Origin of the sequence: Bacillus sp. LBG-1-113 (assembly GCF_020708615.1) — a bacterium.
Classification (GTDB): domain Bacteria; phylum Bacillota; class Bacilli; order Bacillales; family Bacillaceae; genus Bacillus; species Bacillus mojavensis.
In genome coordinates this window covers 110,803-126,974 of the sequence record NZ_JAJFDG010000001.1, presented here as the reverse complement: position 1 = coordinate 126,974, position 16,172 = coordinate 110,803, and the positions used below count along the sequence as shown (strand labels likewise).

Sequence of the window (16,172 nt, the reverse complement as noted above, 5' to 3'; positions counted from 1 at the left end):
GCAAAAGCGGTTCATGAGTGTATTCGATATATCCGTCTGTGCTGATTTTCACCGGCCATCAGCTCTCTGGAACGTAAGGATATTCTACTTGTCTCAATCTTTACCTTTTCATATGAAGCTATATCATTTTTAACATAAATAAAATCCCGTGTCAACGGCGCCTTTTAATCCTCCATCGTTGACAGGTCTCCGGCCGGAAGATTCAGCTCCCATGCCTTCAGCACACGTCTCATGATCTTACCGCTCCGTGTTTTTGGAAGCTTATCCTTAAATTCAATTTCACGCGGAGCAGCATGGGCTGCAAGACCTTGTTTGACAAATTGACGGATTTCTTCCTTCAGTTTATCAGACGGCTCAAACCCTTCTCTGAGAGCGATAAAGGCTTTAATGATCTCCCCGCGCACCGGATCAGGTTTACCAATGACCCCCGCCTCCGCAATTGCCGGATGTTCGACAAGCTTGCTTTCCACTTCAAATGGCCCAACGCGCTCACCGGAGGTCATGATGACATCGTCCACTCTGCCTTGGAACCAAAAGTACCCTTCATCATCCATGTAGGCAGAATCGCCCGACACATACCATCCGCCCGGCATAAAATAAGATTCGTATTTTTCAGGGTTGTTCCAAATCGTGTGCATCATAGATGGCCAGCCCTTTTTAATGGCGAGGTTCCCCATTCGATACGGCGGAAGCTCGTTCCCCTGATTATCAACGATTGCTGCTTCTACACCGGGAATCGGTTTTCCCATCGAGCCTGGTTTTATATCCAGGCAAGGATAGTTGCAGATTAGCTGTCCGCCCGTTTCTGTCATCCACCATGTATCATGAATCCGTTGGTTAAAGACTTTATGCCCCCATCTGATCACTTCCGGATTTAAAGGTTCACCGACACTCAGCACATGGCGGAGTGAAGTCAGATCATATTTGGCAGCCATATCATCTCCGGCTCCCATCAGCATTCGAAAGGCAGTCGGCGCGCTGTACCAGACGTTTACACCAAGCTGCTCAATCGTGCCATACCAGCTTTCCGGGCTGAATCGTCCGCCGACAATTACATTTGTCGCTCCGTTCAGCCACGGCGCAAAAATCCCGTACACCGTTCCAGTCACCCAGCCTGGGTCGGCCGTGCACCAATAAATGTCCTCTTCCTTTAAATCAAGGACCCATTTTCCTGTCTGATACTGCTGAACCATTGCCTCATGGACATGAAGCACACCCTTTGGCGTACCCGTAGATCCTGATGTATAGTGAAGCAAATAGCCGTCTTTTTTGTCCATCCATTCAATGTCCAGTCTTGTGCTCTCATGTTTAGCCGCTTCATCATAATGAATGATGTTTGTTCCGCTCTTTTCAGCCTGGCCGCCGACTATGAATATACGCTGTAAATCAGGGAGCTTGTCAACCGGAATCCTTTCCAAAAGCTCAGGCGTCGTGACAACAACCTTTGCCTCGCTGTTTTGAAGCCGGTCCTTAACAGCCCCCTCCATAAACGCTTCAAATAACGGCCCGGCGATTGCGCCGATTTTGATGGCACCTAGCATAATAAAATAAAGCTCGGGTGATCTCGGCATAAAAATAAAAACGCGGTCCCCTTTTTCCACATTTCCATACCGTCTCAGCACATTCCCGGCTCTGTTTGTTTCTTCTTTCATTTCTTTAAATGTGTATTTTTCATCCCGTTTTGCGTCCTTATAATAAAGCGCAACTTTGTTTTTTCGAAAAGATTCGGCATGACGGTCTATCGTTTCATAAGCCGCATTCAATTTCCCTGTCTTATGCCAAGAGAAATGTTTCTCTGCTTCGGACCAATCAAATTGCCGATACGTTTCTTCATAGTTTTTTAAATTATGATCCCCCTCTATTGCTGGCAACGCTTTCAAATTCATGTCCAAACATCCCCCTTTGCTGAAGTTGTCACATTTATTATAGTATATATTCATATTCTTCTCAATTTTTAAAATATAAACCATGTTGAAAACGCTTTATAATTTGTTATTCTTAAAGGAGGCATGTATTTTTTATAGAAATTGATGGGACGGTGAATCAGTGGAACATCATAAAACATATCACTCTGCAAACATCAAAACAGCAACCGGCTCCTTACTGATAGAAGGCCCTGTCTCTCCAGAGGAATTGGCAGGTTATGAGTTTCATAAGGATTTGACCGCATTTCGGCCGCCCCGGGAACAGCATGAAGCATTAGTCGATATTGCTGGCCTTCCTGAGGGACGCATTATCATTGCCAGAGACGGCCAAACCATTGTCGGCTATGTGACGTATTTATACCCTGATCCGCTCGAAAGGTGGTCAGAAGGAAATATGGAGGATTTGCTTGAGCTCGGAGCCATTGAGGTGGCGCCGGCATACCGGGGATGTTCTGTCGGAAAAACGCTTCTGACCGTCAGCATGATGGACGAACAAATGGAGAACTACATTGTGATGACGACAGAGTACTACTGGCATTGGGATTTAAAAGGGATGAAAAAAGATGTGTGGGAGTACAGAAAGATCATGGAGAAAATGATGAACGCAGGCGGATTGGTCTGGTTTGCAACCGACGAGCCCGAAATCAGCTCCCATCCTGCGAACTGCCTGATGGCGCGCATCGGAAAAAACGTCAGCCAGGAATCAATTGAACAATTTGACAGGCTCCGTTTTTATCATCGTTATATGTATTAACTGACACAGACAAAGGGGAAAAGATAATGATTGTTGAGCAAATCATGAAAAAGGATGTCATCACATTAACGAAAACGGATACGCTTGAAACGGCAATACACAAGCTGAAAGAATTTCATATCAGGCATTTGCCTGTTATTAACGAAGACCGCCATGTAATTGGGATGATTACAGACAGAGATATGAAACAGGCCAGCCCCAGCATTTTTGAAGAAAGCAAACGCAGCCGTTTTCTCACACGAAGCGTTGAATCAATTATGAAAAAAGACGTAGTATGCGCCCATCCGCTTGATTTTGTTGAAGAAATATCAGCAGTCTTCTACGAGCATGGCATTGGCTGCCTTCCTGTCGTGCAGCATCAAAAATTAATCGGCATTCTGACAAAAACCGATTTGCTGCGGACTTTTGTAAAGCTGACAGGCGCTGACCAGCCCGGATCGCAGATTGAGATAAAAGTAAATGACATCACAAAGAGCCTCGCCGATATCAGCAGCCTCTGCCAAAGACTTCAGGTAAAAATACTGAGCGTTCTTGTCTATCCTCATGACGATTCCGGCGCAAAGGTGCTTGTATTCCGTGTCAAGACGATGAATCCGCTGCCGTTTTTGCAGGAATTGCAAAAAAACGGGCATCTCATCGTATGGCCGTCAGAGCATAGGGATCAGCTATGAGGGACAGTGTGTTCATTTATTCTCCCTCTTATCAGACCTATATGTTTCACCAGGAGCACCCCTTTAACCAGCAGCGTGTTCTCCTGACATATGATTTGCTCAAATCAATGGATGCCTTTGACGAGGGAGATATCGTCAGTCCGCGGCTTGCGGCGGAAGATGAGCTGGCTCTCGTTCATACGGACGATTATATCCAGGCAGTAAAGCTTGCCGGCGCCGGAAAACTTCCAGCCGAAGAAGGGGAAAGCTATGGGCTCGGTACGGAAGACACACCTGTCTTTGCGGGCATGCACGAAGCGGCCTCACTATTAGTCGGCGGCACCTTAACGGCTGCGGATTATGTCATGTCAGGGCAAGCACTGCATGCTGCCAACCTTGGGGGAGGCTTGCACCATGGGTTTCGTGGAAGGGCTTCAGGATTTTGCATATACAACGACAGCGCTGTAGCGATTCAATATATTCAGAAAAAATATCAAGCCAGGGTGCTGTATATTGATACGGACGCCCATCACGGAGACGGTGTGCAATTTGCATTTTATGATAACCCCAACGTATGCACCCTGTCCATTCATGAAACAGGACGGTATTTATTCCCCGGAACCGGTCAGATTCAGGAAAAAGGCAGCGGAAAAGGCTACGGATATTCCTTTAATATCCCGCTTGATGCTTTTACGGAGGATGATTCATTTATTGAGGCCTACCAGACAGCAGCTTCAGAAATCGCCGCTTATTTTCAGCCGGATGTGATTATCAGCCAAAATGGCGCTGATGCCCATTACTACGATCCGCTGACTCATTTGTCGGCAACGATTTCCATTTACAATGAAATTCCGCGGCTTGCTCACGCACTAGCGCATCAATATTGCGGCGGAAGATGGATCGCCGTCGGAGGAGGCGGATATGATATTTGGCGAGTGGTGCCCCGTGCCTGGGCCCGAGTATGGCTTGAAATGAAAGGAATCGATCCGGGACATGACATACCACCTGAATGGATCGCAAAATGGCAAAAGCAATGCCCAGTCACCCTTCCGTCCAGCTGGAGCGATCCCGCCGATTTATATCCGCCGATTCCACGCAAGCCAGAAATTACAGAAAAAAATGCCCAAACCGTCAGCAAAGCGTTATATGCGATACGATCAGAGCGCCAGGAAAAAACAAAATAAAAAACGACCTTCACGAAGAGGTCGTTTTTTATTTTTTGATGACGATTTCCACACGCCGGTTTTCCTTCATATGTTCATTTGTTTTGTTATCCTTTACAGGCTTTGTATCCGCATATCCAACAGCGATAAACCGTTTTGACGGGAGTTTCTCTTTTGATGTGAAGTATTGAATGACCCCGCTTGCCCGTGCTGCGGATAGCTCCCAGTTGGACGGATACCTGTACGTTGAGATATTTCGGCTGTCTGTATGGCCCTCCACCTGAATATCATTTGGAATTGTCTGAAGAAGAACTGCAATTTGGTGAAGAAGCGTTTCGGCATTATTCAATACGTCAGCCTCACCCGAATCAAATAGCACCGCTTCCTGAAGAACGAGCACGACCCCGCGTTCATCCCGCTTTGCTGTCATTTTTGACTTTAGCTGATGCTTTTGAATGTATGCATTTACTTTTTGCAGCAGTTGATCCTGCTGATTCTCTTGCTTTTTCGCATCGGCTGACGGCGTTTCTTTTTGATCGATGGCTGTTTGGTCTGGCTGAAGCCCGCTGCCATCCTTTTGGATCGAGTTCACCGCTGCTTTAAATTTTTGCAGATCAATCTGCGACATCGAAAAAAGTAAAATAAAGAACACAAGAATCAGCGTAATCAGATCTGTAAAGGTTACCATCCAGCCGGAGGATGACTGATTGTTTTTCCTGTTTCCATTCCTTCGTTCAAAGCGCTTTCTTCTAAGCTTCATGTACAGATCCCTTTTTTGTCTTGACTTGATTAGGCTTCTTCCGCCATTCTTCCCGAGAGCTAAAAACGACGAGCTGGCTTTCCAGATTGCGCGGATTTTTTCCGGATTGTATCCCGATAATGCCTTCCACCATTACCTGTTTGATGAAGATTTCACTTTCTGTTTTTTCTTCAAGCTTGGCCGCAATCGGATTAAATACCATGTTTGCCAGCAATGAACCGTATAAGGTCGTCAAAAGTGCAACGGCCATATTGGGTCCAAGCATATCAGGGTCATTTAAATTTTTGAGCATCAGCACCAGCCCGACTAGTGTCCCGATCATGCCCCATGCCGGAGCGAATTCTCCCGCTTTTTCAAAAACGCGGCGCCCTTTGCGGTGCCGTTCCTCCATTGCTGCAATTTCTGAATCCATGACAAGCCGAATCGTTTCTTCATCCCAGCCATCAACCGCCAGAAGCAGCCCTTTTTTCAAGAATGGGTCTCTGATTTCTCTAGTCTGGTCATCCAATGACAAAAGCCCATGTTTTCGCGCATGGTCGGAAAGGGAAACGAAGGTTTTCACAAGGTCCTTTACATTGTCTTCCTGGCGGATAAATGCCTGCTTTAACACAGTTGGCGTTTTTTTCAGCTCCCTCGGCGGAAAACTGATAAAAACAGCGGCGCAAAGCCCTCCTGTTACGATAAAGAAAGAAGTCAGATCTAGAAAAGAGCGGAAACCGCTTACTCCCGATCCGGAAATAATTCCAATTACAATAATAATCGTTCCTAACACAAAACCAACAGGTGTAAGATAATCAAAACGTTTCATCATTTCTCCTCACTCATACGAAAAAAGCAAGAATTCACCTTAGAGGTGAAGCTTGCTTTCTTGTTTTTCTTATGACTTGGTTGACTGTCTTAACTCTATACGATGCGGCAATTCGACAATATGCTCTTCCACCGGCTCTTTATTCATGAGCTTTGTCAGCAGTCTCATCGCAACCGCGCCAATATCATATGTCGGCTGAACTACTGTTGAAAGCTGCGGTCGAACCATCAAGCTTAATCTCGTATTATCAAAGCCGATAATGTCGAGATCCTCAGGAATGGACAAGCCTTGATCCTGTGCGGCATGTATAATGCCGAGCGCCATTTCATCAGTTGCAGAAAGAATCGCTGTCGGCTTTTTGTCCAGGCTCATGAGATGCTGAAGCGCCTCAAGTCCGGAATCATACGTGTAATCACCTTCAGCAACAAATTGTTCATGAAACGGAAGATTCGCCTCTTCAAGCGCCCGTTTGTAGCCTTGCAGTTTCTTTGAGCGGTTGATCGGTTCTGTCATCGGGCCAGAAACAAATGCAATATCAGTGTGCCCCTTATCAACCAAAAGCTTCACCGCGTCATAAATCGCCTGCTCGTAATCAATGGCGACTGATGGTGTTTCACCTTGCTCCTCAACAGAAGCGGCAAGCACAATCGGCACTGGGGAACGCTTAAATTCCGCTACATGCTCGTCCGTAATGTTTCCGCCCATAAATACAATGCCGTCGACCTGTTTGCCGAGCATTGTGTTTAATAAGTGCAGCTCTTTCTCCAAGTTTTGGTCAGAGTTGCTCAAAATAATGTTATATTTATACATTGTCGCGATATCTTCAATTCCTCGCGCAAGCTCTGAATAGAAAATGCTTGAGATATCAGGAATGATGACACCTACAGTTGTTGTTTTTTTGCTTGCAAGCCCTCTTGCCACCGCGTTTGGACGGTAGCCGAGACGGTCAATGGCTTCCAAGACTTTTTTTCTCGTTGTCGGTTTTACATTCGGGTTACCGTTCACGACACGGGAAACGGTCGCCATGCTTACATTAGCTTCTCTCGCTACATCGTAGATCGTAATATTGCTCATCCTAAAACCACTCCTTTTACTGGATACACTTATCCTTATCTATAGCATAAACACTTTATGTAGAGAAATGTCATAATGTCCGAATTTATGTCGTTTATGATTTGTAAGCGTAAGTCAGTAGTCTACATTATTTTTCATTATTCATCAAATTTAATTACTTCTCATGAAATTATACACGTTTTTATAGATGATGAAAACGTATACTTGAGTTTTATAATTAAATAAACGAGAAAGCGCAAAAAAAGGCCGCATATGCGGCCTTTTGTATTGATCTCATTCCATTAGGCGTTGACTTTCACCATCGGTTTCAGTTCATTCAGCCATTTTTCAAATTCAGGGATTGCCATTTGCTGAGCAGAGTCAGAAAGTGCGACTGATGGATCAGGGTGAACCTCTGCCATAACGCCGTCAGCACCGATCGCTAAAGCGGCTTTAGCTGTCGGAAGAAGGAGGTCACGGCGGCCTGTTGAATGTGTCACATCAACAAAGACCGGCAAATGTGTTTCCTGTTTCAGAATTGGCACAGCTGAAATATCGAGCGTATTTCTCGTCGCTGTTTCGTATGTTCTGATACCGCGCTCACAAAGAATAATTTGATCATTGCCTTGTGCCATAATGTATTCAGCTGCATTGATGAATTCCGAGATCGTTGCAGCAAGTCCGCGTTTCAGCAGGACAGGTTTTTTCACGGAACCTGCAGCTTTGAGCAATTCAAAGTTCTGCATATTACGCGCACCGATCTGAATTACATCAATATAATCAAGCGCTTCTTCAATATGAGCCGGAGTTACGATTTCGCTGATAACAGCCAGATCAAATTCGTCCGCTACACGTTTTAAGATTTGAAGTCCTTCTACACCGAGGCCCTGGAAATCGTATGGGCTCGTACGAGGCTTAAAAGCTCCTCCGCGAAGAATTTTAATCCCTTGTTTTTTAGCAGCCGCAGCCACTTCTGCTACCTGCTCATAGCTCTCAACCGCACATGGTCCGACGATAAATCTTTGTTGGCCATCTCCGACTTTTTCACCTTTGATATCAACGATTGTATCTTCAGGTTTTTTCTTGCGGGAAACAAGCAACGCTTTGCTGTGGTCTTCCTCCTGAAGCTCTAAACCTGCTTTAAAGATTTCTTTAAAAATGTGCTGGATCGTAGAATTTTCGAACGGTCCGTCATTGTTTTCAATGATTTTATTTAACATTGTACGTTCTCTGACAGGATCAAAGCGATTAACACCCTGCGCTTCTTTCGCTTTACCGATCTCTTTCACAACATTTCCGCGCTGGTTGATTAATTTTAAAATTTGCAAGTTTAATTCGTCTGCCTGCTGCCTTAGAAGCTCTAACTCTGTGTTGCTCATTTTTTTCATCCTTTCCCTGCACATTCATTTTTTATTTTGTAGTTAACATGCATCTTACTATAAGTAATACCAAATGGAAATACTGAAATACAAAATTTTTAAAAAAGTCTACTTTATTACCCAAACGCTTTTAAGTGATAAAGTAATGTATGATGCTATCGTACATGATGTGACGAAAATGATCAATAGTTTTTTCAAAAAAAAAGCGCCAGATCATATCTGGACGCTTTTTTTCTAGGACAGATGCTGCTCAATCGCCGCTTCTGTAATTTGTGAATGTGAGGTATGCCACTTTACTTCACCGTTTTGGATCACGAAAACTTGAGGGCTTTCGTGCTTGACTCCGTATGTTTCTGCGATGAAATTTGACAGAGGCCGTGCCTCTTGTACTTGCAGATAGTAAGCCGGCACTTCTTCATGCTGATTTGCAAAGGCATCAAATTCGTGAAATGCGGCTTGGCTGATCGGGCATGTTAAGCTGTGCTTAAAAAACAAGAAAGTGCCTTCCTTTTCTGCAATATGTTTAAACTCTTCCTCAGATTGGATTAGCTGTTTTGCCATTAGTCAAGTCTGCTCCTTCCGGGCTCAGCGGTTGATGTGCTCGGCCTGTTTTTGTGCATCTTTCAGCTCGTCTTTTACGTCTTCTTTCGTTTGGAGGACTTGATCTTTTGCTTCGTCAGCCGCCTGCTTTGCTTCGTTTTTCATATCTTGCATAGCAGCTGATGACTCGGTATTGGCAGAATTTGAACGGTCTCTTAAATCTTTGACCTTGTTCATGATTTGCCCTGACTGATCTGCAACAAGCTGCGTGATGTTAGATGTTTTGTCTTTTGCAATGCTGACATATTGAGTGCCTTTTTCTTTTGCGTCTGCCGTCATTTTATCTGTTTTATCCCGCAGAGCGACAGCTTGATTTCCGAGATCGTCGCGAAGTTCTTTCCCAGATTTAGGTGCTAGGAAAAGCGCAGTGGTGGCTCCGATGATTCCTCCGATTAAAGTACCGATTAAAAAATCTTTACTATTAATTCCATCTTTGCTCATCATTATTCCTCCTCAAAGTGTTTTTCTCTCTTAAAGAGCTGATTTTTTCTTTTGCTTCCACTTCTCCCAAATTTCCATCGCTGCTTGGCTCCAGGTAACAACCTGATTGATTTTATCTTGGTTTTCTCTCACTGATGCCGATACAGAACCTGCCGCCTGCTTCATTGATGTATTGAACTGCTGTACAGAGGTTCCCACCCCTTGAACAGCATGAACGACCGTGTTCAGCTTTTCTGATTTTTCCTGAATGTCTTCAGCCAAGCGGTTGGTCTTATGTAAAAGCTCGGCAGTTTCAGTGGTAATGCCTTTCATTTGTCCCTCCAGCCCTTCTAGCGTGGATGCGACATGTTTTAATGTCAGCTGCAGTGACTTTAATGTTTTAGACAAATAGATCACTAAGACAAGAAATGCTACAGCGATTAATGCAACGCTTAAATAAAGAATGATTATCATCTTAGGCCTCCTTGCTGCAGGATATACTGCTGTTTACCCGTTATGTAAAATCATAAACATATGTGTTGGGCTGTATACATATTATTCTCCATTCCAGTTGAAAATCCTTTAAGAGGATTTCTCTTCAGATAAATAAAAAGCAGTGAGATCACTGCTTTTTATTATGCCATGACGTTTTCGTAGGCTCTCATATATTTTTGAATATCTCCTGCTCCCATAAAGATAAGAACGGCTTTATCATGAGCTTTTAAAACAGATGTGTCATCTTCTTCAATCAGCTTGGCATTATTAATTTTTCCCTGCAGGTCGCCGATCGTCAGCTTCCCTGCGTTTTCCCGGGCTGACCCGAAGATATCGCATAAATACACACAGTCTGCCGCACTCAGGCTATCTGCAAATTCATCAAGGAATTGCTGTGTCCGCGTAAATGTATGAGGCTGGAATACCGCAACAATTTCACGATCAGGATATTTCTGTCTTGCCGCCTCAATCGTCACTTTTATTTCTGTCGGATGGTGAGCGTAGTCATCAATTAACACTTGGTTTCCGAGCTGTTTCTCATTGAATCTGCGTTTCACGCCGCCAAATGATTTGAGGCCATGCTTAATAACACTGGCGTCAATTTCTTCATAATGGCACAACGCGATGACCGCCAATGAGTTCAATACATTATGATGGCCGTACGCAGGAATATAAAATGTGTCATAGAATGTATTGCGGACAAAGACATCGAAAGTTGTCCCTTCTGTACTTTTTACGATGTTTCTCGCTTGAAAATCATTTTCTTCTCCCGTGCCGTAATAAACGACAGGCACGTTCGCATGTATTTTCGGCAGATACTCATCGTCACCGCAGGCAATAATGCCTTTGTTAACTTGAAGAGCCATCTCCTGAAAAGCGTCAAACACATCGTCAATATTTGAGAAGTAATCAGGATGATCAAAATCAATATTCGTCATAATTGCATAGTCAGGCTGATAGCTTAAGAAATGACGGCGGTATTCACACGCTTCAAATACGAAGTATTCGCTGTTTTCATTTCCTGCGCCTGTTCCGTCCCCGATTAAGAAAGACGTTGGCTTTGCGTTTTGGATGACGTGAGCCAGCAGCCCCGTAGTTGACGTTTTGCCGTGCGCACCAGTAACCGCGACACTGGTGAACTTTTTCATATAGTCACCTAAAAACTTATGATAACGAATCACCGGAATTCCGTCAGACAGCGCTTTTTCAATCTCAGGATGCGTGTCTGGGAATGCGTTTCCAGCGATAACTGTCATGCCGGGTTTGATGTTATCCGCGCTAAAAGGAAGAACGGTGATGTTTCTCTTTTCAAGCGCCGTTTGTGTAAAAATGAATTTTTCGATATCCGATCCTTGGACAGTATATCCATTATCATGAAGTATTTGGGCAAGCGGACTCATACCCGTCCCTTTTATTCCAACAAAATGATAAACAGTCATAATTGTACCTCCAACAAACGTCTATCTGTTCCCCAGTATATGACGTTCATTTCAATTTGCGACCGCGGCGGCTGAAAAGCCGCCTGCGGCGTATCCTTATATTTTTTGTTATGTTCAGTATCCGGTTATTTCTTTCCGATTAAACCTGAATATCACAATTTCTATGCCCATCTGCTGTAAAGCGGCATAGGTGTTTAATGATCTATCCATTATCATACCATGTTTGCTGTGAAAATGAACCTATATTATTCGTTTATTAAATCACTTGCAGTGATCAGCACCTCTCGAGGCTTGCTTCCTTTCGCTTCGGAGATCATACCTTCTGCTTCCATCATATCAATCAGCCTTGCAGCCCGATTATATCCGATTCTGAATCTTCTTTGCAGGCTTGACGTGCTTGCACTCTTTTGCTCAACAACAAATTCACACGCCTCATAAAACAGTTCATCCTCTTCCTTTAAGGCAGAGCCTTGTCTGACCAATTCTTCTTGTTCAAACAAATAAGCTGGCGGCAGCTGGTTTCTGACATGGGAAACAACACGGTCAATTTCTCGGTCCGATACAAAGTTGCCTTGAAGACGGACCGGTTTTCCAGAACCGTTCTCTAAAAAGAGCATGTCTCCTTTACCGAGAAGTTTTTCCGCACCAGCCATGTCAATGATTGTTCGGGAATCAACCTGGCTGGAGACAGAAAACGCAATTCTCGTCGGGATATTCGCTTTTATCAGACCGGTAATGACATCGACTGACGGACGCTGAGTCGCGACAAGCAAATGGATTCCGCAGGCTCTTGCTTTTTGAGCAATCCGGGCAATGCTTTCTTCTACATCATTTGGAGCTACCATCATCAAATCTGCAAGCTCGTCAATGACCACAACTAAATACGGCAGTTTTTCGCCCGTTTGGTGATCGGAGGTTAATTGATTAAAACGGTCAATATCGCGAACACCGGAATGGGCAAACAGTTCATAGCGCCGCTCCATTTCCTCAACAACCCATTTTAAAGCAGCTGTGGCCGCTTTGGCGTCTGTAATGACAGGGCTGACGAGGTGAGGAATCTTGTTGTAAGGCGCAAGCTCCACCATTTTCGGATCAATCAGCAGCACCTTCACTTCACTCGGATCAGCTTTATAAAGCAGACTCACTAAAATGGTATTGATGCACACGCTTTTTCCCGATCCTGTAGCTCCGGCGATAAGACCGTGCGGCATTTTTTTCAGATCAATGACAACAGGATTCCCCGAAATATCCAATCCGAGTGCTGACGTAAGCGGTGATGTGCTCGTCCTGAAAGCGGAACTGCGAATCATCTGGCGCAAATCAACCACCTTGCTCGTACGGTTCGGCACTTCAATTCCGATCGTGTTTTTCCCCGGAATCGGCGCCTCAATTCGAATATCTTTTGCGGACAGGCTGAGTTTAATGTCATCAGACAGATTGGTGATTTTATTTACCTTTACACCCGGTTCAGGGTGTACTTCAAATCTTGTGACTGACGGCCCTTGCGTTACATGAACCACATTGGCCCGAACGTTAAAGTTTTTCAAAGTTAAATCAAGGAGCTGACGCTGCTCTTCTATCCACGCAGCATCGTCCTGAACTTGTGCTGGCGGCACATCAAGCAGTGAGACATTCGGGAACACATAGCTTCCGCGGCGCTCCCCTGCTTTTTGCTGTTTATGCGTATCGCTTTTCAGCATCATAACATTAAAAGGAACAGACGGTCCCTTCTGAAGTGCCGGACTTCGTTTAGGATTGTCACCAGACTTCTTGGCTCTGTTCTGCTGTTCTGCTGTAGCCGTGCGTCTTTCTGCCGCAGGGCTATCATCCGCCGCAGAATAGGATGGAGAACCCTCTTCTGTGCTATGTTCCGGTTGTGAATCAACTTCTATCTGGGCCACGGATGCTCCAGGCCGGTTGTTTTCCTCTATCATTTGAGCTGATGCAGCTTCCGGAATGCTTTCTTCGTGAACAGCTTTATCGCTGGCTGACTGTTCCTCTGCTTCTTGCAGGGCTTCTGGCACAGCCTCTTCCTCGTATCGTTCATTATGCACGAGAGGCTTTTCATGCTCATGGATTTCCATTTGTTCTGCTGGGGCTGAGAAGGTTTCAGCAGTTTCTGGATGAACGTTTCCTTCGTTGGCTGACGGCTCTTCCGCCTCAGTTCCAGCACCTGTCACAGTCTCTTCCCCATACCGCTCATCGGGTAAGAAATGTTCTTCCTTTTCAGGCTCTTGGATCTCTGTTTCTTTAGTTGAGACGGTGTCAGCAGTTTCTAGCTCAGCTTCTTCATGGGCATTTACAGCGTTGGCTGACAGGGTTTCTGCCTCCATTCCGGCACCTGTCACAGTCTCTTCCCAAGATGTTTCTTCGTGCAAGAAAGATTCTTCCTGCTGATCATTCATTTGCTCTGTTTCTTCTGACGGCATCTCAGCAGCTTTTGGAGCCATTTTTTCTCCAGCGGTTACTTTTTTGTCTGACAGCTCCTCTGCTGAGTGCTTTGCCATTGTTTCATTCGTACTTTTTTGGACGCCAGAAGGCTCTTCATCCAATCGGTCATGTGAAAAGAGGGGTTCCTTCTGTTGCTGCGGCGGCTGGTCCGGCATCGAATAGCTGCGTTCGCGTTCGATTTCTTCTGAAAGCAGTGTTACCTTCTCTTCTACAGGTTCCGGCTTTTTTTGCTCACCTTTTTTTTCCGCAGATTGTTTCGGCATGTCCTTTTTCACAGATGGTTTTTGATTAAATCCATATACAGGCGAAGGGATATTTGTCGGTTTAAACGGTTTCTTGGCCGGCTCTGATTTTTCATATGTACGGTGCTCTTTTTCATTATTTGTGCGGTCTCTGTGCTGAGCAGCTCCCGAACGAGGCGCGGCTTGCGGTTCCTCCGATGGCGGGCGGCGCCTTCTCAAATCATTTTTTTGGTATCCGTCAGGCACAACCGGAAAACGGAACTTGCCTTTAGGATATTCGTAATATATTTTAGGATCTTCCAATCGTTTTAATTGTCCTTCGGAGTGATGCGATTCTTGCTGTTTCGGAACTTGAGCGGGTTTTGTCTCCCGTTCAGCATCCTCTTCACTCTCTCCTAAAAACAAATCAAAAAATTTATGAAGCCAACTCATAAGTCATCTCTAACTCCCTTATAGTTTTCTGGGACGATTTTTAGTATACCACTGCTTGTCGGCCCAGAAAAGATTAAGCTTTCAGCAAAACAAAGCCGCTAAACAAGAGCTTAGCGGCTTTTTTTACATGATTCGATTTTTTCGGCGTATTTATGGGAGTCTAAAACTGAAATGCGTCTCCAGCCTCATGGTCTCCTTCTAATACAAGAATTCCTTTTTCAGCAGGAGCGTCAGGCAATGCAAGCTCTTTTGCGGAGCAGATCATTCCGCTGGACGGTACGCCTCGAAGCTCAGCATCCTTGATGACAAGCCCGCTCGGCATCACAGCGCCGACTTTGGCAACAACAACTTTTTGGCCTTGGTCAACATTAGGCGCGCCGCAAACGATCTGAAGTGTTTCGTCCCCTACATTGACTTTACAAACGCTTAGTTTATCAGCATTCGGATGTTTTTCTTTTGATTCAACATATCCAACGACAAACTTTGGCGATAAATCAACGACTAATGTTTCTTCAATGCCGTTTCTGTTTAACGTTTCATTCACATCTTGAACGAATGTTTCTGAAAGGGCAACAGGGCCGTTTTCATCAATGGTTAAGTATGAAGACGCGTTAAAGATGTTAAAACCCGTCGTTTCATTTGTTTCGCTATTGATAATTTTGACGACGTCGCCGTATTTTTCATAGCCTACTTGCTCGCGCGTTACGTCTTTTAGAGAGATCAGAAGTGTATCTCCCACACCTTCTTTATTATAAAAAGCGTTCATAAGTAAAAAATCCTTTCTAATCCTTTTTCGGACGGCTTTTTGCCAAGATAAACACCGGCTCCAGCTTTCCTTCATTGTATAGGAAAGAAAGCGCCGTAATCGGAACGGTGCCGCCTGCAAAGAAGCTCATCGACATTTGTCCTAAAATATCATACCCTGATTCATTCCGAATGTCAGCAAGTATCAGAACGTCCTGATGCGGAACAGAGATCGCTAGCTCACCTTTAGCGTTTTGTTTATACTCATTTAAAATCGCTTCGTTCAGAATCCGGCTGGCGTCGTAACCGTCGTTTGCTCTGAAGAAGTAAAAGAGATTGCCGGCAACAGTATCCTCTTTGACAACCGTCGGCAGGGAGCGGAGGTTAAACGCAGCCGTTTCTCTAATACGCTCCTTCGTCCAGTTTTCTTTCTCCAGCATGCGCTGATCAATTAAACGATAGGTTTTGCCCAGATCAAGCGCGTAATAAATTCTTGTTTCTGCGGTATGCTCGTCATAAATAAGCGGAATCTCTTCGCTGGACTTGTCCGGAAAAGAGGTTGAGCGGATGACCGGATAAATACGGCTTTCCTTCCCGGTTATTTCCTGCGACTTTCCTTCCATAGCTGCCATGGCTTCTGATACATAATAAACGATCTCGTCAATGGCTTCGTCTTTTTTCAGTTCCCATTTTGCAATAATCGGCGGCAGGTCAAGCGTAATTCCTTTTTTAGTTGTTTCATCCTCAACACGGAGGGTGTCTTTTTCTCTGTCAAATAAAAAGGAGCGATTCTCGTGCTGAAGGCGCTGTTTCAATATGTCTGACAGCTTCCTTGAGGTCATTTTCAAACCGGATAT

General features: G+C 44.8%; 15 protein-coding genes and 1 other annotated feature (1 of these 16 running past the window's edge). Of the genes, 3 read left to right on the top strand and 12 right to left on the bottom strand.

Annotated features, from left to right (window positions below):
• Window positions 1–110 (bottom strand) — a binding site (T-box leader) (it extends 132 nt beyond the left edge of the window).
• 54 nt (window positions 111–164) lie between these two features.
• The gene (gene acsA, locus LJF29_RS00690) at window positions 165–1,886 is read right to left on the bottom strand and encodes an acetate--CoA ligase (protein WP_229146486.1); all 1,722 of its coding nucleotides are present in this window, start codon (window positions 1,884–1,886) and stop codon (window positions 165–167) included.
• A 160-nt stretch (window positions 1,887–2,046) separates the two neighbouring features.
• Here acsA and acuA point away from each other — a divergent pair, with 160 nt between their 5' ends.
• Genes acuA through LJF29_RS00675 form a run of 3 tightly spaced genes read left to right on the top strand, consistent with a single transcriptional unit; the run spans window position 2,047 to window position 4,513 of the window.
• Complete coding sequence (gene acuA, locus LJF29_RS00685; RefSeq protein ID WP_168748530.1) at window positions 2,047–2,679, top strand: acetoin utilization protein acetyltransferase AcuA; 633 nt, start codon at window positions 2,047–2,049, stop codon at window positions 2,677–2,679.
• Between the two features lie 26 nt (window positions 2,680–2,705).
• Window positions 2,706–3,350: an acetoin utilization AcuB family protein gene (locus LJF29_RS00680; RefSeq protein ID WP_168748531.1), complete on the top strand. Its 645-nt coding sequence runs from the start codon at window positions 2,706–2,708 to the stop codon at window positions 3,348–3,350.
• Entirely contained in the window at window positions 3,347–4,513 is a 1,167-nt protein-coding gene (locus LJF29_RS00675) for an acetoin utilization protein AcuC (RefSeq protein ID WP_168748532.1), read from the top strand. The genes LJF29_RS00680 and LJF29_RS00675 overlap by 4 nt, the downstream gene beginning before the upstream one ends.
• Window positions 4,514–4,541: 28 nt before the next feature.
• Here the strand turns inward: LJF29_RS00675 and motS are convergent, their stop codons facing one another.
• The 11 genes from motS to LJF29_RS00620 all read right to left on the bottom strand — a co-directional run bounded on the left by motS (window position 4,542) and on the right by LJF29_RS00620 (window position 16,163).
• Window positions 4,542–5,252 (bottom strand): flagellar motor protein MotS, encoded by a 711-nt coding sequence (motS, locus tag LJF29_RS00670; RefSeq protein ID WP_229146485.1) that lies wholly within the window; start codon window positions 5,250–5,252, stop codon window positions 4,542–4,544.
• Entirely contained in the window at window positions 5,242–6,060 is an 819-nt protein-coding gene (gene motP, locus LJF29_RS00665) for a flagellar motor protein MotP (protein WP_229146484.1), read from the bottom strand. The genes motS and motP overlap by 11 nt, the downstream gene beginning before the upstream one ends.
• A gap of 69 nt (window positions 6,061–6,129) precedes the next feature.
• Window positions 6,130–7,134 (bottom strand): catabolite control protein A, encoded by a 1,005-nt coding sequence (gene ccpA / locus LJF29_RS00660; RefSeq protein ID WP_010335322.1) that lies wholly within the window; start codon window positions 7,132–7,134, stop codon window positions 6,130–6,132.
• Between the two features lie 281 nt (window positions 7,135–7,415).
• Window positions 7,416–8,492 carry a bifunctional 3-deoxy-7-phosphoheptulonate synthase/chorismate mutase gene (locus LJF29_RS00655; protein ID WP_024122514.1) on the bottom strand — a complete coding sequence of 359 codons (1,077 nt, stop codon included), beginning with the start codon at window positions 8,490–8,492 and terminating at the stop codon, window positions 7,416–7,418.
• A gap of 234 nt (window positions 8,493–8,726) precedes the next feature.
• Window positions 8,727–9,053 (bottom strand): bacillithiol system redox-active protein YtxJ, encoded by a 327-nt coding sequence (ytxJ, locus tag LJF29_RS00650; RefSeq protein WP_229146483.1) that lies wholly within the window; start codon window positions 9,051–9,053, stop codon window positions 8,727–8,729.
• Window positions 9,054–9,077: 24 nt separating this feature from the next.
• Window positions 9,078–9,533: a YtxH domain-containing protein gene (locus tag LJF29_RS00645; protein ID WP_010331507.1), complete on the bottom strand. Its 456-nt coding sequence runs from the start codon at window positions 9,531–9,533 to the stop codon at window positions 9,078–9,080.
• Window positions 9,534–9,563: 30 nt separating this feature from the next.
• Window positions 9,564–9,986, bottom strand: coding sequence for a DUF948 domain-containing protein (locus LJF29_RS00640; RefSeq protein ID WP_148962358.1), 423 nt, complete (start codon window positions 9,984–9,986; stop codon window positions 9,564–9,566).
• 161 nt (window positions 9,987–10,147) lie between these two features.
• Entirely contained in the window at window positions 10,148–11,446 is a 1,299-nt protein-coding gene (gene murC, locus LJF29_RS00635) for a UDP-N-acetylmuramate--L-alanine ligase (protein WP_010331509.1), read from the bottom strand.
• A 245-nt stretch (window positions 11,447–11,691) separates the two neighbouring features.
• Window positions 11,692–14,571, bottom strand: coding sequence for a DNA translocase FtsK (locus tag LJF29_RS00630; protein ID WP_229146482.1), 2,880 nt, complete (start codon window positions 14,569–14,571; stop codon window positions 11,692–11,694).
• Between the two features lie 160 nt (window positions 14,572–14,731).
• Entirely contained in the window at window positions 14,732–15,337 is a 606-nt protein-coding gene (gene ytpR / locus LJF29_RS00625) for a YtpR family tRNA-binding protein (RefSeq protein WP_010331511.1), read from the bottom strand.
• Between the two features lie 16 nt (window positions 15,338–15,353).
• Entirely contained in the window at window positions 15,354–16,163 is an 810-nt protein-coding gene (locus LJF29_RS00620) for a DUF1444 domain-containing protein (protein ID WP_026014592.1), read from the bottom strand.
• Window positions 16,164–16,172 lie beyond the last annotated feature (9 nt).